Genomic DNA, 21,381 nt, shown 5'->3' on the forward strand with positions numbered 1-21,381 from the left:
AAACTAAGTTTAATTTTAGAATAAAACCCTTGTGAGTTTACATTTTTTTATATCTTTGCGGATACAATAATAAAAATTCTAATCCAAGATGAGTAAATCTATACTTGAACTTAATTTTTTCAAGAAATCTTTATCAATTCTATTCTTATCTATTATAACTTTAGTAGCTCAGTCTGCCATCAACATTATTACTCCTTTGCCTACTAATGTGACAAAGTGTGAAGGAGATTCTCTTTCATTCAATATCTCTCTGACAAGTGATAATCCAGTAGATTATACTTGGAAGCGAAATGGAGGCGTTATCGGTAATAATAGCTCTAGTTTGTTAATACCTATTCTAGCGATTACAGATACTGGTACTTATACTTGTGAAATAAAAGAACAAGTAACGGGTGTTACCAATATTCAAACATGTATAGTCGCTATAAACAGAAAGCCTGTAATCGTGACACATCCAAATGGAACGACTTCTCCCATGTGTTTTGGTGCCAATTTAAGTTTAAACGCGAATGTTCAAAATGCGACAATGGTATGGCGCAGAAATGGAGTAGTTCTATCTTCAGGTCCTGCTACTTATACCAAAATGGGCGTTACACTTTCAGATACTGGATTATATACGGTGCTAGCCAAGGCTCAAATTGGTTGTAAAGACACTGTAACCAACGGTTACCATATTGCAATTAAACAGCGAGCATTTATTATCGATACCCCAAAAGGTGCAAAATTAAGAGATAAGTCTCTTATCCTATCTGGTCCTGGTATGTCTCATGTTATGAAAATAAAAGTAGGAGGAGATGGCCCATTCGCTTATCAATGGTATAAAGATGGTGTAGCTATCCCTGGCGCAAATGCCGACAGTTTAAAGATTCATGAATTCATATCTATTCAGGATTCTGGATCCTATAGAGTTATAGTTAATACAACCTTACCATGTCTAGATACACTTAGGAGTAAATTGGTTTTAGTGGAGCCTACTCTATGTCCCTTATTGCTAAAGCAGACGGATACCCTTTTAAACGCCTGTATGGGTGGACCTGCGATAATGGAGGTGAATGCATTAGGAGTGCATAGATATCAGTGGTTTAAAGTAAATAATAGTGGTACCCAAGATTCGTTAGAAGGAGCTATTTATAATCGATTCATGATAGCTAACGCAGATTCTACTTCACCTGGTTTTTATAATTTAGTGATGTATAAGGACCCGAGTATAACTGGAGACTGTCAAGAAAAGGATTTATTCAAGAGAATTAAAGTCGTGCTCAATCCACGTCAAACAGTGACTGTTCACCCCATGCCTAATGCTAGTTGCAACGCCACATCGCATACGCTGATGGTACGTGGTAAAAATGCTACCATGTATCAGTGGTACAAAAATGGGGTAGCCATTCCTGGTGCTACCGACAGCAACTATACTGTAAGTCCAGTAACTTTATCACCAGATGAGTATAAGGCTCATGTGAGAAATCCTTACTGTACAGATGAACCGTCAAATGCTGTGTTAGTTAGACAATTAAATCCAAATAATGCGGTTCGTTTAGCTATTAGTGATAAATTAAATTTACTAGAACAGTGCACAGATAATGGAGGATGGACATATTATGCTCATGAGGGCAATAGACAAGAATTACTTTTAGCGATTAAAAAGAATGGAAATAATATCCTATTTTCTCCAGATGTGAGATTTACTGGTGGATTTATCAAAGAATTAGAGCCAGAAGCTACGCAAAATAAAGTAATCTTAATGGGTCTGAGAATGTTTACAATAAAACTTCAAAATCCATTGATGGATACAGTAAAAAATCCATATTCAGTAAGATTTTTCTACAACGAAGGTCCTTCAGAAAAAGGTCTATTTATAAGCACTATTCAAGCTAGAAGAAATGCCTTAGTTCCCACAAATCAGTTTTCAACTGATTTACCATTAAATGAACTCTCATTTGTCACTTCGACACAAAACGAAATGACAAGTGCATTGATTTTAGGTGAAACTAAATCTCCAATTAAATTCCCTTATCAAATCGTTGTAGATAAAACTATGGGATACCAAAATGGTATAGCCTACGTTGATGTCAATAATATGGTTACTTCGAAAGGAGGTGGTACTTTTTATTTCCATTATCAAAGAAAGGCATCTAGTGGAATTGAGTCTCAAGTAAAATCTAACTTTGATATTTATCCAATTCCATCCAATGGTAATTTCTCAATTAAGTTAAATGAAATGTTAAAAAATGAGGTTCAAGTAAGAGTCCTCGATTTATTAGGTAAAGAGGTCAAAACATTTACAATAGAAAAATTTGAAACTATAAAAAATATAGACTGCACAAATCTTCCTGCTGGGAATTATTTTCTCAACATAGACAATGGTACAGAGCAGTTTAACAAGAAAATAACTATCGCTAGGTAGTTGTTTTAATACTAATTTATGTTTAAGTGGAGGGATAGACGCAAGTCTATCCCTTTTCTTTTTATGTTGTTTTAATACCGTAAGCGTATTAGTAATAGTCCAATGTCGCATGGCTCATTGCACTAAACGAATACAGCTACGGCATTTACCATAGCAAGGTTTTAAAATGGGTTGGGCCATTTTAAAACCGCTATTGGTATTACAATTTATATTTTTTGGTTAGAATCTTTTTGCAATACCATGACTATCAATTGTTTTTGCTTTTTTCAGCAAACCCTAATTTAGTTTTGCAATCTCAAGCGCAGTTATAGGACTTAAAGAAACCCCCATTCCATTGCAGTTCATCGCATAGATCGTATTTTGACCTAATTGTAATATTTTGGGCAATTTGTTTTCAGTAAAAGCCATAATTCCAGACCACTGTTGTTCAATTTCCAATCTTTTATTTGGGGAGATAATAGTGTGAAGCTTGTTAATCAAGTCCTCTTGAATCTTTTGATTTAATTCAAACTCTGTAGTAGACTCTTTTTCAAAATCTAAATGCCGTCCTCCGCCAAATAATATTCTATTCCCTACATTTCTGAAATAGTAATACCCCTCATGAAAATGAAAACAGCCTTTCCATGGCAAATCTAAGACTGGTTCTGTAATAAGCACTTGTCCGCGTCCAGGTTTTATAAGCAAACTCTGATCTGGCAAAAAGGCATTGGTACAGAAAATTAATTTGTTAGTATTTACCTTCGTTTTACCATTCACTTCAAGAGTTACCTCTTCGCCAGAATTATAGTCTGTAATTTCAGAATTTGAGAAAAAACTTATATTTCTAGAACGTATCCGTCGATGCAGGGCCAATATCAATTTCCCACTATGCAGCTGGCCTTCAAGTGAATTATATAAAAGCTGTTTTACTTCGTTACCAAATCCAAAATCACATAACCTATTCTTAACCAATTGGAAAACGACCTGTCCAAATATTGGATAAAGGAAATCATTCACTTCGTCTATAATCTTCGAATCAATTTTGTCATCAAACAATAACTCGTAACCACCATAATTGTGGTAATCTATTTCGTCACCAATTAGTGACTGTATCGCCTGAATTCCAAGCCAACGATTTTTAATAATTTCTAAAGTTTTTTTATCTCCCCATTGTTTTCTATCTGTTAATATCTCTGTAAGGCTGCCAAAGCAGGCAAAGCCAGCATTGCGGCTAGTAGCACCCGAAGCGTATAACTCTCTTTCATAGATAGCGATTTTAGCATTTGGATATTTCAATGACAATTCATAGGCTGTCCATAACCCTAGTATGCCACCGCCTATTATGGAGATGTCATTTTGAAGTAGGGAGTCTGTTTCCCAAAAACTTGGCATAATTTATCTTTGATAGGAATCAAAAATAGAATTCCATTTTAACTTGAGAACACCAAGTATGGCTTCTTGAATAATATTCCCCGACATTTTCGAAACTCCTTCTTCACGGTCTTTGAACCAAATAGGTACCTCGACTATTTTATAACCTAGTAAATAGGCAGCGTATTTCATTTGAATCTGAAATGCATAACCCTTAAAGGTAATTTTATCAAAATTCAAATTTTCGAGAAACTTCTTTTTATAGCATACAAAGCCAGCAGTAGTATCGTTTACTGGCAGAAAAGTAATCATTCGCGCATATATGGATGCTCCTCGAGACAAAAATATTCTTCTTTTAGGCCAATTATAAACACCCCCACCATCAATATACCGAGACCCGACAGCAACATCTGCTCCATCCAAAATAGCTTGGCGAAGTCGCGGTAAATCTTCAGGATTATGAGAAAAATCACAATCCATCTCGCAAACCATTTCATAGCCACGCTCTAGTGCCCACTTAAATCCTGTAATGTAGGCTGTACCCAATCCTAGCTTGCCTTCCCGCTGTATTAAGTGTAGTTGATCAGGAAATTTTTGTTGCATTTCTTTGACCAAATCAGCCGTACCATCAGGAGAATTATCATCTATAATTAACAAATCGAAACCCGCATTAAGAGAAAATACTTTCTCTATCATTTGTATTACATTATCCTGCTCATTATAAGTAGGAATTATTACTAAGCAATCATTCACAATACAAATATAAAAGATAATATAACTATAGACATATAATTATGATAATGGAATTCCTAGCTCGTTGCAAACTTGTTTTAATTTAGCCTTGGTATGTAATCCGAAATCTGCTTGGTACATCCATCTAAAATAGCCTCTATCTTTTTCATAAATATCTTGAAATCGCATATCTTTATATTTGCCAAAGCAGAGATAGTATTGATTGTCTTTTTTGAGAATACGTTTGGCATTATCCAAATGACCACTAGCGGTATGTGAAAATGTTTTAGAGATATAGGCGATATCATTTATAATATCAGGGTAGCGCTCAAGCTGAGCTTTGAATATTTCGTAGGTAGCTTCTACATCGGCCTCTGCAGTGTGTGCATTGATGAGTTCTTTCTCACAGTAAAATTGATATGCAGCAGATAGATCTCGCTTCTCTTTGGCGTGAAAAATGGATTGCACATCAATATTATTCTTTTCTTCAATAAATAAATCAATACCGCATCGCAACATTTCTTCTTGTAGCATAGGTATGTCGAATCTATTCGAATTATAACCTGCTAAATCAGCATCTTTGAGAAATTCTTCAATTTCCTTAGCTATTTCAGAAAACTTAGGAGCATCTTGCACGCGTTCGTTCGTAATGCCGTGTATAGCTGCTACCTCAGTAGGTATAGGTATTGTAGGATTTACTAGATAGTAAAGTGTTTTTCTACCTTGGTCGGGCAATATTTTAAGAATTGAGATTTCTACAATTCTATCTTTGGTTATATCAAGACCTGTAGTTTCTAGGTCGAAAAAAGCGAGAGGTCGAGAGAGATTGAGCATTATATGTTATTTAAATATTTATCTTGAATGACATTTCTATGGTGCATTTCGTGCGCTAAAATTGCGAATCCCATAGCTGCTACCTGAGTGTCATACCCGTTAGCATTTCCAACCTTAGCGAGATCTATGGGAGAAAATTGTGAAAATATATGATGAGTATATTTCACCTGTATATCTATAGATTTTAAGAGCTTCTCCTTCGATAAATCAGCTTCACGAATACACGCAGCATACTCGTCGGGTTCCCAGCCCATAAGGGGCTTCTCCTCACCTCGCACAGTGCTGAGTGCTCGATAGCAGAATATTAATTCCGCATCTAACCAGTGCTGGACTATTTTCTGAATACTCCATTTATCTTGAGCGTAGCTATAGCTCCATAGCGCTTCAGGTATGTTTTTATAAAATTCTAATATCATGGGTCGCTGCTCTAGCATGCGAAGCAGGGGAATATCCTGCGCTAGTTTTTTATACGCCTCTGCATAGTATGGTGCATAAAATTGTAAATCGGTGACCAGCATTATTTTATATAAATATACTCTGAATCATTGTGTTCAACTACTACCTCAGCTATTTTAGATTCTTCCACTCGTCCCATTATCTGCGCTTCCACACCAAAAGATTTAGAAATAGCAATAATCTCCTGAGCTATAGTTTCATTTTCTAAATAAATTTCAAGGCGTGTTCCCATATTAAACACTTGAAACATTTCTTTCCAGTCTGTCTGACTTTGTTCTTGAATATAATTAAATAAAAATGGGATAGTTAAATAATTGTCTTTGACAATTCTAAGCTTGTCTACAAAATGTAAAACCTTGGAAGCTCCACCACCTGTGCAGTGAACTATCGAAGCTAGCTTTTCTCTTCCTATTTCATTAAAAACTCTCTTTAAAATAGGTGTGTAACTCATCGTTGGTGATAAAATTAACTTACCTAGAGTTAAATCATTAAAAACGACATCAGTGAGTTTGTTTTTCCCAATATATTGAACTGAAGGGTCTACGAGCGTTTCTATGGATTCAGAATATTTTTTATAATCAGAAGATAGTAAATCATGTCTAGCAGAGGTCAATCCATTGCTGCCCATGCCAGCATTATAACCATTTTCATAAATACAATTTCCATAGCTGGCAAGACCTACTATAATCTGACCTGGTTTGATATTACCGGTTTGAATAATATCTGATTTTTTCATGCGAGCCACCATACTCGCATCTACTGATACTGTTCTCACCACATCCCCTACATCCGCTGTTTCTCCGCCTGTATAAACTATTTCAACTCCATAGTCATTGAGTTTATCTATGTATTCCTGAGTGCCCTCAATGATTTCTTTGATGATTTCACCGGGAATTCTGTTTTTATTTCTATTGATAATAGATGTAAATAGAAATTTATCTATAGCACCTACGCAAGCCATATCATCGAGATTCATGACGAGGGCGTCTTGTCCTATTCCACGAAATACAGAGGCGTCACCTGTCTCTAGCCAATAGAGATATGCAATAACTGATTTAGTGCCACTTCCATCGCTACTCATTAGGTTCACATAATCATCACTGCCACCAAGGGTATCAGGAAATACTTTGCAAAACAGGTTAGCATAAACACCTTGTTGCAGATTGGCTATAGCTTTGTGTACATCTTCTTTTTTAGCAGAGACACCGCGTTTCAGATATAATTCACTCATGTTATATTCCTTTTTGATACCAATTTTTCATATACTCCATATCTGCTGCACTGTAATTGGTGTCTTTTTCTAGTAGCGTTATCAATTCTTTAAATCCAGTCAAGGTATCCATTTTACAATTTGCAGCATCAAATGCTTCACGCGCTTTTTGAAAATTATAGGTAAAGATAGCCAATAAGCCCATAACATCACTGCCATAATTTCGAAGGGCTTCTACTGCCTTGAGACTGCTGCCACCAGTGGATATTAAATCTTCTATAATGACTACTTTGGCATTTGGTTCTAAATATCCTTCCACCGTGTTTTCTCTTCCATGTGCCTTGGGCTTATCACGCACATAGACAAAAGGTAAACCCAATCTATCGGCTACTAGCATGCCATGCGCTATGCCTCCGGTGGCTACTCCAGCAATGGTCTCGGCGTCAGGATATTGTTCTTTGATTTTCGCTACAAATCCATCGCAAATCGCAGATCGTACCTCAGGAAATGAAAGTGTAATGCGGTTATCACAATAAATAGGAGATTCTGCTCCGCTCGCCCATATAAATGGCTTTGCAGGAGAGAGTTTGACGGCTTGGATTTTTAGTAGTTGTTGGGCGATGGACATAAAATTTTTGTGTTTTATGAGTTTAATATTTGATTTATATAATCTAAAATTTCATCTTTTCCCCTGCCTTCTTCCGACGAGGTTACAAAACTTTTGGGCAATGCATCCCATGATTCGAGTAGCTTTTCCTCAAAATTCTTCATATTGATTTTGCATTGCTTGAGTTCACGTGTATCTGCTTTAGTGTATACGAGAGCAAATGGAATCCCTCTCTCGCCCAACCAGCTAATCATATCGAGGTCACTTTTCATAGGTTTAATTCGACTATCTATGAGTAGAAATATATTGGTAAGTGTTTCTCGAGATTCGAAATAAGCATACATAGTATCTTCCCAACTCGATCGAAGTTTCTTGCTTCGCTTGGCATAGCCATAACCCGGTAAATCCACGAGATGCCATTCATTATTTATAAGAAAATAATTCAATGACTGGGTTTTACCTGGGGTTGAAGATACCTTAGCTAAGTCTTTTTTCCCTGTGATATAATTTATCAAAGATGATTTCCCTACATTGGATCTACCAATAAAGCAAAATTCAGGGATTTCACTTATTGGTAATTCCTTGAGCGTATTGAATGATCCAACAAAATGTCTCGCACGAATATTCACAGCACAAAATTAAGGGGATTAATTAAGAGTTTAGGATTAGTTTTGTACCATCAATCTATCCATGTGGAAATCGAAGTAGAAAAAGTAGTTCCCTATAATCAGGAGAAAGAAAAGAGGGTGCAAATAGAGTCGATGTTTGACAATATAGCACATAAGTATGATTTTTTGAATCACCTTTTGAGTTTGGGTATAGATATTACATGGAGAAAACGCGCTATTCGTGAAGTTTCTGTTGTTCAGCCTAGATTAATACTCGATATGGCTTCTGGTACAGGAGATTTTGCATTCGAGGCCTTAAGTATTTCACCTGAAAAAATCGTAGCTCTAGATCTATCACAAAATATGCTCGACATAGGGAGGTCTAAGGCAAGTACTAAAGATACTCAAACTATTATCGATTGGGTCAAAGGCGATAGTGAGCAGATATTATATTCAGACGGTCATTTTGATGCTATCACCGTAGGCTTTGGTGTGCGAAATTTCCAAAATCTTGAAAAAGGTCTTTCCGAATTGCATAGAGTTCTACGACCGGGAGGCATGATAGCTATTTTGGAACCTTCTTTTCCTACGAATCCATTTTTAAAAATTTTATTTAACATACATTTTCGATATATTACCCCTTTGGTAGGGAAATTATTTTCAAAGGATGCCAGAGCTTATACTTATTTACCAGATTCGGTTAGTGTATTTCCGCAAGGAGATTCGTTCTGCAAAATATTGGAAAATGTTGGATTTAAGGATACTAAACATATCGCTTTGACGTTTGGTATGTGTGCGCTATACCTTGCCAGAAAGTAACATGAAACATTATATTATTTTTTCTTTTGTCATATTAAATTTGTCTGGATTACATGGGCAACTAAATTTTTACGAAAAAGGAAACAAGGCGCTCTATTGGGGGATTTCATTAGGATTAAATATCTCTAACTTTAGAATTGATAGGCAACCACATTCCGAAGCGAATGATTCAATTTTAAGTATTGAGGATAAATCTCAACCAGGATTTAATCTGGGCCTTATTGGTAATTGGCAATTTAACCGCTATTTTGATCTGCGATTTATCCCTAATATGACATTTGGTGAAAAATTGATTCAATACAATACCATCAATGGGACAGTCGATAATCGAATTAAAACTACCTACATATCCTTACCTGTTCATATTCGGTATAAGTCTGAACCTGTAAACGATTGGAGAATTTTTGTAGTAGCAGGGTTAAAATATGATTTAAATATAGACCCTCAAGTTAGAACTACCAGTGAGCCAAATAAAATATCACTTCGAAAATCAGGTCTATCCATGGAATATGGTATCGGTCTCCAATATTTTTTCCCATATTTTATTTTCTCTCCAGAGTTAAAATATTCCCATAGTCTCAATAGTGTACTGGATCCTAATCAGAGTGATTTGAATAGGTCAGCTATAAGAGGCTTATATCCCCGAACTTTGATATTTACCTTAAACTTTGAGGGTTAGTTTATGCCTATAATTTTTGAGCAAAATAAAAACGATTTTCATATTGTCGTATATGAAATATCGCAGGGGGAAGATTACTACAAAGCTGGAATTGATTTTACTCCTTTTGATATTTCTGAGTTTTCCAAAATAGTAAACCCTCTTAAACGCATGCAGTGGTTGGCTTCGAGATATTGGGTAAAGAAAATGTCAAAGCAACAACAACAATTATTGTTAGAAAAAACAGAACTCGGGAAACCACTAATTGTAAACTATCCGATTCATTTTTCAATTTCTCATTCTCGAAATTTCGTTGCTGTTATTTGTTCAATGACTAAGAATGTAGCCATAGACATAGAGAAAATTCAATCCAAAATTTTAAAAATTAAACACAAGTTTCTACACCCATTTGATTTTGAACAAGGCGATTCTCTTGAGAAATTGACTATGATTTGGAGTGCTAAGGAGACGATATATAAGCACTATCATACTAAAGAACTGTATTCATTTAAAGAACAAATCTCTATAGATAGCTTTTCGGAAGATAAAATGAATTACAGCCTATCTAATTTTCAAAACCAAATGAATAAGGAGATTTTTTATAAGAAAATAGAGGATACTATTTTGACTTGGATTATTGATAACTGATTTCATAATCCTCAAACATGGGTTCATAGCCAATTTGCTTATAAATTTTATTGGATGTAGGATTGGATTTGTCGGTAAACAGACAAATCGTTTTTTGTCCCCTATCCTGAATCATCTTGGTCAAAGTCCATACACAAGATAGGGCATATCCTCTATTCCTTTGCTCTACAGGCGTATATACCAAACTAATTTTCGAAAAATAGTCATTGGAAACTAATTCAGTACAGATAGAAACAGGAGTATTATTGACCACCCACTTGAATAGTCTGCCATTTTCTATCAGTGACATAGCCATTTTTTTTATGGCCTCACCTATTGGTCTATGGGGCATTTGGCATTCTTTTCCGAATTTTTCAAGCCAAATAGTTGCCAATTCTATATCAAGTTCGTCACATGTTTCCATGCAACCTTCGCTTAAATCAATAGGTTTTAATTTTGCTAGTTTATGACCAATCAGAGTTTTATCAACTTTAAATTCTGGATTGTAAATTTTTGAAAATTGCTTAGCTAGATTTTTATCACCAATACATCCATTGAGTCGGATTTGTTGCATTTTAAAATATTCAGATAAATTCTGTAAATGCGCTATGGTATAATTCTCACCATATAAGATAACATTGGGTCTATTTTTAAATGCAGTCATTATGAATTGGTCATTGTCAAATAGAGCCAGTAGTGACGTATTTGTTAATATTTTATCTCTATCTTTGGTACTAACAAGTTGCCCTAAAACGATATTATACTTAACTGGATTTGTGAGCAGAAAATGACCTACATCCATCCAGTATTCATTGACAGTATTATAGGTCCTGATATGCATATCTAAGAATTTTAAATTCAACTATCACGTAACTCCCCTTCACTCTTGGCTATGACGCATGTTGCCAGACTATTGCCTATTACATTCGTCGAAGTTCGTGCCATATCCATGAGTTCATCTACACCGAAGATAAGATAAATAGGAGCTAATGGTAAATGCAAATCGGTAGCGGTAGCTATGAGTATCACTAGTGAAGCACGAGGGACAGCCGCTACACCTTTGCTCGTAAGCATGAGAATAAAGAGCATCGATAATTGTTGTGCCAATGTTAATTCTATACCCGAGGCTTGTGCCACAAATACAGTCGCTAAGGAGAGGTAGAGCGTGGTGCCATCTAAGTTGAAACTATAGCCCATAGGAAGTACAAAAGATACGATTTTTCTACTACACCCAAAATCTTCTAAGGCTTTGAATAATTTAGGCAGGGCAGCATCTGAACTCGTAGTAGCGAAGGCAATTGAAACAGGTTCTTTGATATGATGCCAAAGTTTTTTTAAATTGATTTTGAAATAGAGCCCGATAGGTATCAGCACAAATAAAATAAGCACAGCCAAAGCACCATACAAAGTACCTACTAATTTCAATAAAGGAATCAATACAGAAAAACCCATATGCCCCACAGCATAAGCCATAGCAGCACCAACAGCTAATGGTGCGAAGTACATAATGATATTGGTAACCTTGAACATAGTTTCTGCCAATCCATCGCAGAAATGTATCATGGTATTCTTAGCTGCAGCTGGAGCCATGGATACACCCAGACCAAAGAGAATACTGAAAATAACAATTTGTAATACCTTGCCATCGAAAACAGCTTTCGAAATATTCTCAGGAAAAATATCTAAAACATATTCTTCAAAAGTTTTTGGTTTGATTTGTTTGGTCTCATCTACTTTTTCTATGGACTTGGCTTCGGCCTGCATGTGTATGCCTTTACCTGCCTGTGTGAGATTGATAGCACCTAGACCAATGAATAATGCTAGTGTCGTTACTACTTCGAAATATATGATGGATTTTAGCCCTAATTTCCCTAAGTCTTTCAGTTTTCCATGATGAGCTATTCCTAAAACTAAGGTTGCAAAAATCAGGGGAGCTACTATCATTTTTATAAGACGAAGAAATATCTTGGATATGAGTTGGAGTTTCTGAGAAAACTCAGGAAATACTACACCTACTATGATGCCTATTATCATACAGATAAAAATCCAGTGGGTGAGCGAGATTTTCTTAGTTAGAAGCATATTTATTTGGAATAATGTTTGTAAATGTAGTTTTTTTTGAGTATGAATTGTATATTTTCTAGATATTAGCAGTAAATTCAGATAATGAAGCTTTTTATTTTTATTTTGTCATTAGTTACTTGCAATTTTTTCTTTGCTCAAAACTTCCAATCTCCCACTAATCCCTATTTCTGGAAAAATAAAATAGGCTTAAAAAGTGAATATTGGCAGCAAGATGTAGATTATATCATCAATGCTAGCCTGGATGAGAAAGAAGAAATTATTTCAGGTAAAGTAGAAATTATTTATACCAATAATTCTCCGCATGTATTGAATGAATTGTTTTTCAATCTTTATCAAAATGCCTTTATCAAAGAATCGTATCTCTCCAATTTACAAGAGGCGAATGGAAACAAAGTGCGTTTTGGTAAATGGGAAGCCGAAGGTAAGGGGAATGAAATTCTATCATTGAAAGTAGATGGTGAAGTAGTAAAAACAGAAATTGATGGTTCTATCATGAAGGCATGGCTCAAAAATCCTATGCAGCCCAATACGAACATAAAAATTGAGATTGATTTTAAGACCTATTACAGTAAAGGTGGTGACACGAGAAGAAGAATGAAATCATACACCTATCAAGGCGTAAAGCATTTCAATGGGGCTCACTGGTATCCTAGGCTGGCGGTTTATGATAGAAAATTTGGCTGGTGTACCGATCAGCACTTAAATCGTGAGTTTTATGGTGATTTTGGAAATTATCGCGTTCATTTAGATTTTCCTGCGAATTATGTGGTGGAGGCTACAGGTGTCTTGCAAAATAGAACCGAAGTGCTTCCGGATACCTTGCGAAAAAAATTGGATATTTCCAATTATTGGAGTCATCCTTGGGATACAGTCGTAACTTATAAAATTCCAATGAAAAAAGGTGAACGCAAAGTTTGGAAGTATTTTGCAGAGAACGTGCATGATTTCGCATGGGTTGCGGGACCTCATTATCGCTTGGATGAGAAGAACTACAAAGGGTTTAGCACGGTAGCATTGGTGTTAGAACCACATTGTAGTGGTTGGAAAAATGCTTGTGATTTTTCTGCCAAAGTTATCGACGTCTATAGTAGAGATTTCGGACAATATGCCTACCCGAAAATGGTCGTAGCAGATTGTCAAGATGGGATGGAATATCCTATGCTCACTATGGATGGTGGTTCAGACCCTGGCTATAGAGGATTATTGGCTCATGAGATAGGACATAATTGGTTTTATGGTATGGTCAATAATAATGAGACTTACAGAGCTCTGCTAGACGAAGGATTTACCCAGTTCTTGACCGTATGGGCACTAGAAGCTATCGATGGTAAGAATATGTTTACAACTGGTAAGCAACCAAAACATTTTATGCCAACCGCAGTCAGAAATGCACGCTGCTATGATAGTTATATGCTAGATGCTATGAGCCATGAGCGCACTGAGATCAATGTGCATAGCGATGGATTTAATGGTGCCTTAGGCCAAGGCGGAGGCTATCGAAATGTCTATAACAAAACAGCTACTATGCTTTACAATCTGCAATACGTGCTAGGAGATAGTCTATTTCAGCGGGCTATGAAGCACTATTTCAATCAATGGTCATTTCGTCATCCTTATGTGGAGGATTTTAGAAATTCTATTATAGAATATACCAAGGTAGATTTGAATTGGTTTTTTGACCAATGGATAGAGACATCCAAAGTGCTTGATTATAAAATTTTTCCTCTGAAAAAATTAGATAGTGGACAGTATCAATTGAAGTTAAAACGAATGGAAGATATGCAGTCGCCTCTGGACATAACCGTATTTGGAAAAAGTGGCAAACGATATAATTTTTACATTCCGAATACCTGGTTTGAAAAAGAGACTGAAGCTACTAAACTGCCACGCTGGATAGGCTGGGATAACAAATTAAAGACGACTTATACTGTGAAAATTTCATTACCGGAAGAACCGAAATATGCAAGAATTGATACCTCGAGAAGACTAGCAGATATCAATGAAATGAATAATACGACTGAGTGCAATTGGAAATTATATTTCGATCGAAATCAATCGTTGCCTCGAGATAGAGAGCATTACACCGTACTATGGCGTCCTGATTTTTGGTATAATAATTTTGATGGTGTCAAGGCAGGTGTTCATTTTGAGGGTAGTTTAAATAAAAATTTTCATCAAACTGAGTTAGATATATGGCTCAATACTCGAATAGGAAAGTGGAGCGTTCGCGATGTAGCAAATCAAAATGAAAGAAATGCCATCAATGATTTGATTTCTTTCCGATTTACCTATAGTTCTCCTACGCACAAGTTTATTAAAAATAGCGATGTTCGATTTGAAGCGAGGCATATCGATGGTATAGCCTTGACCTCTTTGCAATGGAGAAAAGCATTTGAAAATTCTAATTATATCACTTTAGGAGGTAAGTCTATGGTTCGCTATCGCAGGGATCAGGATTATTATAATTATATGACTTCTATACAATGGAATACTTTCCTCATGGCAAATACCAGTGCATGGATAGAGTGGATAAATAACAAAAGTCTAGATAGGAATTTGGAACAAATGACGCGAGTTAAGCTTAGGTCTTCTGTAATGTCTGTTGCTAATTTTAGCTATCTCGAAGCGGAGCATAAAGAAAATATAAAATTGGATAAATTGCTTTTCAAATTCAGAATTTTTGGAAGACTGGGAACGCATAATCGTGGGTTAGTTCCTACCGAAGTACTATTAAATGCTGGAGGAGCAAGCGGAGAAGAAATGTTGGAAAATAAATTTATGCGCAGTGTTTCCGCTTTTCCAGATTTATTTATGAAAGGAAGTCAGTTTGTAAATTCTCCGTATTTTTCACATCTTCACTATGGTGGGGGAATCAATCTAAGAGGCTATGCATTTCGAAATATTGTAGCTTCAGATGGCATAGGTTATTTTATCAATAATCAAAATAGCGGTTTTTCAATCAATACACAACTAAACTTCGAGAATTTATCACCATTGAGATTTGGAAAATTAGCACGCTCATTAGGAATGAACATTTATTTGTTTGGAGATTTAGGAAGTTTGTCTAACTTTAACTTAGGTCGCTTTAGCATAGAACAGGCTCCAATACTAGCAGACGCGGGATTAGGTACTGCTTTGACTTGGAAAAAGGGAATAAAATATCTAGGACTAGGACCTATGACCTTTCGCTTCGATATGCCATTCTATTTATCGCATCCTGCCGCAGGTGAGTTGGAGAAGTTTCAGATTAGATGGCTAGTGGGAGTTGAGCAGGCTTTTTAGGTTTTACTTCTTATTTCTAGCAGACATTCACCTAAATATTCATACTCTTCCAACGAATTGTATAACTGCGAAGAGACTCGCACATATTGCGGAGGAGCTTGTGGGAATAGAACGCAAGGCACTTCTATTTTGTATTGATCGTAAAGCAAATTTTTAACTTCTGTATAATAGTTAAAAAATTTATCAGGAATTTTATCGTCCCATAAAGGAATATTGACGATAGACCCTAGCATTGATTCAGGCACAGGTAGAGCCACTTCTAACTTTTGAGCTATTAATTTCGCACCTGCTATTGCCAAATTTCTATTCCTCTCTTTGATTTCTGACCAACCTCCTTGTACAAGATTTGGCATATAATCCAATGCATCCTTTATACATAAATATGCACTATAATCCTTGGTGCCTTCCCAGATAAATTGATTAGACCAATGTGCTGCCTCGTCCGTGTTCCAGTCATTGTAAAAACTATAAAATACAGGTTTATACTCTTTTTGATGTTTCGGGTTTACATAGACAAACGCAGAGCCTTTGGGTGAGCATATCCATTTATGGCAGTTGGCTACGAAATAGTCTGCATCCAATTCATCTAAATTAAAATCTACCATCCCGGGCGCATGCGCAGCATCGACGATGACTTTGACACCCTTGCTATGCAGGAGGTTAATGATTTTTTTAATCGGAAAAATAATAGCCGAGGCAGACGTGATATAGTCTATCAAAGCTAAGGAGGTCTTCGCACTTATATTGTTTTCAATTTGTTCTAAAATTTCATCTTCCGATTTCAGAGGAAAAGGAATTTGTACTTTAATAATTTCATTGCCTTTCGCTTCTCCAATTTTATGGAATGCATGAATACAAGCACCATAGGCATGATTGGTGGTAAGCCATTGTCTGTTTGATTCTTTTTGATTGTGGAGAATATGATTGATACCTATGGTAGTATTGGGAACTAGATATAAATTATGTTCGTCTGTGCCAACAAATTCAGCCAATGCTTTTTTATTTTCATGATAAATAGGATACCATTTTCTTACTGAGAATTCAACAGGCTCTGATTCCAATTGATCAATACAATGTTTTTGTATATCTAAAATATATTTAGGAGTACCTCCAAAAGAGCCATGATTAAGGTGAACTATATTCGGATTTAACTGCCAGTGACTAAAAAGGGGAGAGGGTTTTGGAAGGCTAAGCATGGATATTATTTCGTTTCTGCGAGTTCTAAAATAGCTTTGGTCATCACATTCCAGCTATACTTTTTCTTTTCCACTTTCAAGTTTTCTTTAAATTCTTTTTCTTTATTTTGATCGAAATAGGAATTTATTTTTTCTGCCACTGACTCAGCATTTGGTTCAGCTATCAATCCTACTTTTCCATTAGGTACCATACCCGTCAATCCGCCGACATTGGTTACTATCATTGGTATTTCGAAATGATATGCTAGAGGAGTGACGCCACTTTGCGTTGCAGATTTATATGGTTGGATAACGACAGCACTCGCACAGAAATAATATTTTACTTCACTATCAGTTATAAAATTCGTTTTGAGTATTATCTTGTCTTGAATATTAAACTGCTCAATTAAGTCTAGGTAAGGATTGGAATCTTCATAAAATTCTCCAGCTATAATCAACTTCAGGTTGGGATTTGTAATTTTTGATAAAGCTTCTAATAATAAATCCAACCCTTTATATTTTCTAATAAATCCGAAGAAAAGCATATAATTATTATCTTTTTGAAGGTTTAACTTTTCGATGGCTTCTTCTCTAGAAATTATTTCTCCGAAATTATCATAAAGCGGATGAGGTATAAATTTTTTCTTTTTTTCATGAGTGGCAAATAAATCTAAATCTGATAAAACTTTCTCACTCATGGTGACAAAGGCATCTATTGGCTTGATAAAATATCGAGTGAATAAATTGTCACCAGGTCTCTTTTCATGAGGAATGATATTGTCCGCTATGCAGACTATTTTGGTGTGTTTATTTTTTTTCACCAGTCGAAGAATAGTGCCAAGACAAGGACCTATAAATGGCAACCAATAGCGCACAACAATGATATCAGGCTTTTTATTTTTTAACTCTAATCCTATTTGTATCCAATTAAAAGGATTAATGGAGTTTATTTTTACAAGTATTTTTAGTTTTTCAGGTGGCGCTTCATCGCTATACTGCGAAGTGCCAGGAAATAGAAAACTAGGATATTGCAGACTGAAAGTGTATATACAGGCATTATGATTTTCCTCTGTAAATGCCTTGCATAATCGTTCATTATACGTAGCTAAGCCACCACGAAGGGGGAAGGCAGGACCAATAATAACTATCTTTTTCAATGCTTCTTTTTAAAAAAGTCCAAAATACTAGATTTTGAATACATTTGCGGCTTTAAAAATCTTATAAAATATGAAAAAACTAATTTTAAGTATTGGAATTTTGTTAGTTGCTTCACTCCATGCACAAGAGAGTCCAGAAGTAATTAAAACAAAAATTGATGATTTAAACAAACAAAAAGCGGTATTAGAATCACAGATAGCTGATTTAAACAAACAACTTCCTGCTCCAGTTGTAAAGCCTTGGACTTACAAAGGAAATGCTTCTATAAATTTGGGTCAAAACTTACTTGGTTCTGATTGGACTGCATCCTATGGTGGTAATAGTACTTTGAATATAGGTGGGCAAGCCCATTTGGAAGCTAATTATAAGAATGGTCGTCATTCATGGAACAATAGTTTTGATGGAACGTTGGGATTTTTCAAAAATATAAATGTGGAAAATGGTGTAAATGATAATATCAATAAGAATGTAGACGTTTTACAACTATCAACAAAGTATTTATTTGATTTACAAAAAGCTAATTTAAAAGTAGGAGTTGGAGCTAATTTTCTTTCACAATTTATAAAGACCTACGATTTGGCAAATCCTAATTTCTTGCTTTCAGATTTTTTGGCGCCAGGTATTTTAGATTTATCTCCAGGCATCGAATGGACTCCCCAACCATATTTAAAAGTATTTTTAGCACCTGCATCTGGTAGATTTACATTTGTGACTAATGACACTATTATTTTAAGAACAGATGCCAAAGCTAATAGATTTGGAAACGAGGTAGACCAGCGTGTAAGAACGGAACTTGGAGCTCGATTAGACATAGTTTTTGAAAAAGAGCTAGTTAAAAATTTAAATATCCGCAGTCGAGCTCAGTTGTTTAATAATTTTTCTAGACCTCAAGCACAGATAGATGCGATTAATAGCAGCCGAGCGAATATCGATATCAATTGGCAGACAGATGTTTTCTATAAGCTAACAAAGCATATTGCATTAAACTTTGGATTTCAATTGTTGAGAGATGATGATGTGCGTATTACAGACAAATCAACTGGCTCTAAAATAACACCTTGGAACTGGAGAAATAACATAGGCATAGGATTTGTAGCAGGCTTCTAACGATAGTTTAGGATAATACAGATTTTCTTTACATTATTTTGTACTAATTTAGTGCTCAGGTTAATGTCCTGAGCATTTTTTATGATACGCAATCTTCTTTTATTTTTAAGTTTATTTTTTGTTGAGATTGTTTATGCACAAGTACTTACAATCAAGGGACAAGTGATTAATAAACAAACCAATAATTATTTGGTAGGATGTTCGGTTTTTAACGTGTCTAAGCAAATTGGTACCGTAACAAACGAGGAAGGTAGATTTAATATTTCTGTAGAGAAAGGTGATTTGATTCAATTTACCTATGTGGGTATGGGGGTAATAGAACAATATGTCATAGAAGATTCAGAATGGACTATTGAGATGACTTACCAGAGTCGTAAAATTAAAGCGGTCACCATCAAGGCAGAAGTTGCGGCAAAAAAATCTGTATTGTATAATCCGAAATTTGAAGAAAAGAAACAAACTTTTCGAGAGCCTATCCGACGAACTCCTGAAGAATATTTAAAGCAAAGTTCTCCTTTAACTTCTCCGATTTCTTTTTTTTATTATTCTAATAAGCGAGTTCAACGAAGATTAAATGCTATATTGGATATAGAAAAACTAGACGCCAGTAATCTCAAATATTCACTTGATTTTATATCCTTAGTGACCAAGGTAGATGATATTGATGAGCTGAAAGACATTAAAGCGCATTGCTATTTCCCGCATGACGAGGTTCTTAACTCTAGTTATTATGAATTAGGATTGAAACTTCAAGATTGTTATATAGAATATCTCGAAGAGAGAAAACAACGGCAGTCTACAGACTCTATCCCTAGGGATAACTAATGCCAAGTGCTAACAAATAATAAAGGTCTTATGAAAACATAAGACCTCTTTGAATTTTCGTTAAGAATTGATATCAATTTGTATTATCTACAATAGTCAAATTCCCTACATAAAAATAGTTGACTTTGCTTTCATTCGAGCCAGAAGTACTTGCACAGAGATAGAAAGCATTTCTAAAGGTAGGATCAAAACCATTACTCATATCAATTTTTTTCTCTCCATTGACGTACATTTGAATCCTTTTTCCATTCACAATAAAACAAACCTTCAATATTTCATCTGTAGGCATATCGCAAGGTACAGATTCAAAACCAGCAGTCGTATTAACCCCTTGACGACCATATTTCAATCCTTCACCATGACCTGTATTGGAGGTATGAAATGAAAACTCAATACCTTCTCTATTTGCTGGCGCTAATAAATAATCCACTACTCTTGGTTTAGGTCCAAAGCCCATGCTTGACATACGCTGTGGAGCGTCGCTAGGCATTATGAGATCAAAGGTAATACTAAAATTTTCTGGAAGTTTTTTGATTTTAGGATTTATGACAGATCGTGGTGTTACTTTTAGAAACTTTCCCATACCTTTCAGCTTCTTTATCTCGCCACCTGAAGTTGAAACCCAGTTTTGTGGAAAATCTCCAGGATTTGTATTTTCGAAATTATCCGAGAAAATCATATTCCCATTAGCATTGCAGTTACCATTTCCACTCGGAGAATCTTCTTCTTCTAGTCCTGATTTTTTGGTCGTGCCATTCGTGTTAGATGAGCTATTGCTCGATGATGAGTTTTTCGATTTACCATTCAATACTCTATCAGCTGATTTGTCTATACTTTCTTCGACTTTTTTATTGAGCTTGTCTTCAAGCCGTTTAAAAATTTGACTATGGATTTGTGAGCTGCTAATACTAAGAATGAGAAAAATTATTACTTTGTTCATGATGAATTATTTTATGAGTTTAAAAGATTGGGTTTGAATTTGAGTGTTCTCAAATTGAAGCAAGTATAGTCCAGATGGTACTTCGTCAAGCAGGAGCTGATAAATGTCATTTGTGTATTTTAGTTGAGTGATCGTCACTTTCTGACCTGCTATATTGAATAGCCTTATACTTTCTGGTATTATTTCCGTTTTGCTATGAATAAAAATTTGGGTAATGAAAGGATTGGGATAAACCTCAATATTGTTTGTCGGCCTATAATTTTGAATTTGCGATACCGATTTAGGTAGTTTCTGTTGAAAACCTAAAAAGACTTTAACTCCCGGTGTTTCTGCATAGGTAGAAAAGGGCTGCCCAAAACTTGAGTTTATACTAATACTGCCAGCTGTGGCATTATACCCTCCACTATTAAGGGATGCACGCTGCACGGATTGACTTTGACATATTTGAAATATCAGGATGAATGCGATTATTGGAATTGAATTTTTCATGGGATTACTTTTTAT

Annotated in this window: 20 protein-coding genes; 7 read left to right on the forward strand and 13 right to left on the reverse strand. The window is 35.5% G+C overall.

The genetic code is table 11. The annotated features are described in order from the left end of the window. Positions 1-88 precede the first annotated feature (88 nt). A complete protein-coding gene (locus JNL75_06310) occupies positions 89-2,404 on the forward strand; it encodes a T9SS type A sorting domain-containing protein (protein ID MBL7789432.1) in 2,316 nt (771 codons plus the stop codon). A 276-nt stretch (positions 2,405-2,680) separates the two neighbouring features. On the opposite strand, the gene JNL75_06315 is transcribed toward JNL75_06310, so the two are convergent. The 7 genes from JNL75_06315 to JNL75_06345 are packed head-to-tail and all read right to left on the reverse strand — an operon-like array spanning position 2,681 to position 8,222. Next, entirely contained in the window at positions 2,681-3,775 is a 1,095-nt protein-coding gene (locus tag JNL75_06315) for an FAD-binding oxidoreductase (GenBank protein MBL7789433.1), read from the reverse strand. 3 nt (positions 3,776-3,778) lie between these two features. After that, positions 3,779-4,510 (reverse strand): polyprenol monophosphomannose synthase, encoded by a 732-nt coding sequence (locus tag JNL75_06320; GenBank protein MBL7789434.1) that lies wholly within the window; start codon positions 4,508-4,510, stop codon positions 3,779-3,781. Positions 4,511-4,546: 36 nt separating this feature from the next. Further along, positions 4,547-5,320, reverse strand: a complete 774-nt coding sequence (locus JNL75_06325) for a 3'-5' exonuclease (GenBank protein MBL7789435.1) — start codon at positions 5,318-5,320, stop codon at positions 4,547-4,549. After that, positions 5,320-5,838, reverse strand: coding sequence for a DinB family protein (locus JNL75_06330; protein MBL7789436.1), 519 nt, complete (start codon positions 5,836-5,838; stop codon positions 5,320-5,322). Before JNL75_06330 ends, JNL75_06325 begins: the two co-directional genes overlap by 1 nt. Continuing rightward, positions 5,838-7,007 (reverse strand): phosphoribosylformylglycinamidine cyclo-ligase, encoded by a 1,170-nt coding sequence (locus JNL75_06335; GenBank protein ID MBL7789437.1) that lies wholly within the window; start codon positions 7,005-7,007, stop codon positions 5,838-5,840. Before JNL75_06335 ends, JNL75_06330 begins: the two co-directional genes overlap by 1 nt. A gap of 1 nt (position 7,008) precedes the next feature. Continuing rightward, positions 7,009-7,614, reverse strand: a complete 606-nt coding sequence (locus JNL75_06340) for an orotate phosphoribosyltransferase (protein ID MBL7789438.1) — start codon at positions 7,612-7,614, stop codon at positions 7,009-7,011. A 14-nt stretch (positions 7,615-7,628) separates the two neighbouring features. Next, positions 7,629-8,222: a YihA family ribosome biogenesis GTP-binding protein gene (locus JNL75_06345; protein ID MBL7789439.1), complete on the reverse strand. Its 594-nt coding sequence runs from the start codon at positions 8,220-8,222 to the stop codon at positions 7,629-7,631. On the opposite strand from JNL75_06345, the gene ubiE reads away from it, so the two are divergent. From ubiE to JNL75_06360, 3 genes are read left to right on the forward strand one after another with little or no spacing between them, the layout of a single operon-like run. Beyond that, positions 8,202-9,020 (forward strand): bifunctional demethylmenaquinone methyltransferase/2-methoxy-6-polyprenyl-1,4-benzoquinol methylase UbiE, encoded by an 819-nt coding sequence (ubiE, locus tag JNL75_06350; GenBank protein ID MBL7789440.1) that lies wholly within the window; start codon positions 8,202-8,204, stop codon positions 9,018-9,020. The genes JNL75_06345 and ubiE overlap by 21 nt on opposite strands. Positions 9,021-9,060: 40 nt before the next feature. Beyond that, positions 9,061-9,699, forward strand: a complete 639-nt coding sequence (locus JNL75_06355; GenBank protein ID MBL7789441.1) for a PorT family protein — start codon at positions 9,061-9,063, stop codon at positions 9,697-9,699. A 3-nt stretch (positions 9,700-9,702) separates the two neighbouring features. Then, a complete protein-coding gene (locus tag JNL75_06360) occupies positions 9,703-10,326 on the forward strand; it encodes a 4'-phosphopantetheinyl transferase superfamily protein (protein MBL7789442.1) in 624 nt (207 codons plus the stop codon). On the opposite strand, the gene JNL75_06365 is transcribed toward JNL75_06360, so the two are convergent. Both JNL75_06365 and JNL75_06370 read right to left on the reverse strand, forming a co-directional pair. Next, entirely contained in the window at positions 10,313-11,146 is an 834-nt protein-coding gene (locus JNL75_06365; protein ID MBL7789443.1) for a hypothetical protein, read from the reverse strand. The genes JNL75_06360 and JNL75_06365 overlap by 14 nt on opposite strands. 17 nt (positions 11,147-11,163) lie before the next feature. After that, positions 11,164-12,387 (reverse strand): cation:dicarboxylase symporter family transporter, encoded by a 1,224-nt coding sequence (locus tag JNL75_06370; protein MBL7789444.1) that lies wholly within the window; start codon positions 12,385-12,387, stop codon positions 11,164-11,166. 84 nt (positions 12,388-12,471) lie between these two features. Between JNL75_06370 and JNL75_06375 the strand changes: the two genes are divergently transcribed. Next, positions 12,472-15,672: a M1 family metallopeptidase gene (locus tag JNL75_06375; protein MBL7789445.1), complete on the forward strand. Its 3,201-nt coding sequence runs from the start codon at positions 12,472-12,474 to the stop codon at positions 15,670-15,672. Here JNL75_06375 and JNL75_06380 read toward each other — a convergent pair. Together JNL75_06380 and JNL75_06385 are read right to left on the reverse strand one after the other, a co-directional pair. Beyond that, positions 15,669-16,868 carry an aminotransferase class V-fold PLP-dependent enzyme gene (locus JNL75_06380; GenBank protein MBL7789446.1) on the reverse strand — a complete coding sequence of 400 codons (1,200 nt, stop codon included), beginning with the start codon at positions 16,866-16,868 and terminating at the stop codon, positions 15,669-15,671. The genes JNL75_06375 and JNL75_06380 overlap by 4 nt on opposite strands. Before the next feature lie 5 nt (positions 16,869-16,873). Continuing rightward, complete coding sequence (locus tag JNL75_06385) at positions 16,874-18,004, reverse strand: glycosyltransferase (GenBank protein MBL7789447.1); 1,131 nt, start codon at positions 18,002-18,004, stop codon at positions 16,874-16,876. A gap of 70 nt (positions 18,005-18,074) precedes the next feature. Between JNL75_06385 and JNL75_06390 the strand changes: the two genes are divergently transcribed. Together JNL75_06390 and JNL75_06395 are read left to right on the forward strand one after the other, a co-directional pair. Next, positions 18,075-19,112, forward strand: coding sequence for a DUF3078 domain-containing protein (locus tag JNL75_06390; GenBank protein MBL7789448.1), 1,038 nt, complete (start codon positions 18,075-18,077; stop codon positions 19,110-19,112). Positions 19,113-19,274: 162 nt separating this feature from the next. After that, positions 19,275-19,937, forward strand: a complete 663-nt coding sequence (locus JNL75_06395) for a hypothetical protein (protein MBL7789449.1) — start codon at positions 19,275-19,277, stop codon at positions 19,935-19,937. A gap of 73 nt (positions 19,938-20,010) precedes the next feature. On the opposite strand, the gene JNL75_06400 is transcribed toward JNL75_06395, so the two are convergent. Next, positions 20,011-20,877 (reverse strand): hypothetical protein, encoded by an 867-nt coding sequence (locus tag JNL75_06400; GenBank protein ID MBL7789450.1) that lies wholly within the window; start codon positions 20,875-20,877, stop codon positions 20,011-20,013. A 6-nt stretch (positions 20,878-20,883) separates the two neighbouring features. Further along, entirely contained in the window at positions 20,884-21,366 is a 483-nt protein-coding gene (locus tag JNL75_06405; protein MBL7789451.1) for a T9SS type A sorting domain-containing protein, read from the reverse strand. Positions 21,367-21,381: the final 15 nt, after the last annotated feature.

The sequence above is a fragment of the Chitinophagales bacterium genome, assembly GCA_016787225.1.
GTDB lineage: Bacteria > Bacteroidota > Bacteroidia > Chitinophagales > JADJOU01 > CHPMRC01.

What these genes read in the sequence shown, in the direction of transcription:
- JNL75_06325 (MBL7789435.1), bottom strand. Translation starts at nt 5,320, where the DNA reads ATGCTCAATCTCTCTCGACCTCTCGCTTTTTTCGACCTAGAAACTACA.
- JNL75_06365 (MBL7789443.1), bottom strand. Translation starts at nt 11,146, where the DNA reads ATGCATATCAGGACCTATAATACTGTCAATGAATACTGGATGGATGTA.
- JNL75_06390 (MBL7789448.1), top strand. Translation starts at nt 18,075, where the DNA reads ATGAAAAAACTAATTTTAAGTATTGGAATTTTGTTAGTTGCTTCACTC.
- JNL75_06370 (MBL7789444.1), bottom strand. Translation starts at nt 12,387, where the DNA reads ATGCTTCTAACTAAGAAAATCTCGCTCACCCACTGGATTTTTATCTGT.
- JNL75_06310 (MBL7789432.1), top strand. Translation starts at nt 89, where the DNA reads ATGAGTAAATCTATACTTGAACTTAATTTTTTCAAGAAATCTTTATCA.
- JNL75_06360 (MBL7789442.1), top strand. Translation starts at nt 9,703, where the DNA reads ATGCCTATAATTTTTGAGCAAAATAAAAACGATTTTCATATTGTCGTA.
- JNL75_06330 (MBL7789436.1), bottom strand. Translation starts at nt 5,838, where the DNA reads ATGCTGGTCACCGATTTACAATTTTATGCACCATACTATGCAGAGGCG.
- JNL75_06315 (MBL7789433.1), bottom strand. Translation starts at nt 3,775, where the DNA reads ATGCCAAGTTTTTGGGAAACAGACTCCCTACTTCAAAATGACATCTCC.
- ubiE (MBL7789440.1), top strand. Translation starts at nt 8,202, where the DNA reads ATGTCTCGCACGAATATTCACAGCACAAAATTAAGGGGATTAATTAAG.
- JNL75_06375 (MBL7789445.1), top strand. Translation starts at nt 12,472, where the DNA reads ATGAAGCTTTTTATTTTTATTTTGTCATTAGTTACTTGCAATTTTTTC.
- JNL75_06335 (MBL7789437.1), bottom strand. Translation starts at nt 7,007, where the DNA reads ATGAGTGAATTATATCTGAAACGCGGTGTCTCTGCTAAAAAAGAAGAT.
- JNL75_06340 (MBL7789438.1), bottom strand. Translation starts at nt 7,614, where the DNA reads ATGTCCATCGCCCAACAACTACTAAAAATCCAAGCCGTCAAACTCTCT.
- JNL75_06380 (MBL7789446.1), bottom strand. Translation starts at nt 16,868, where the DNA reads ATGCTTAGCCTTCCAAAACCCTCTCCCCTTTTTAGTCACTGGCAGTTA.
- JNL75_06405 (MBL7789451.1), bottom strand. Translation starts at nt 21,366, where the DNA reads ATGAAAAATTCAATTCCAATAATCGCATTCATCCTGATATTTCAAATA.
- JNL75_06400 (MBL7789450.1), bottom strand. Translation starts at nt 20,877, where the DNA reads ATGAACAAAGTAATAATTTTTCTCATTCTTAGTATTAGCAGCTCACAA.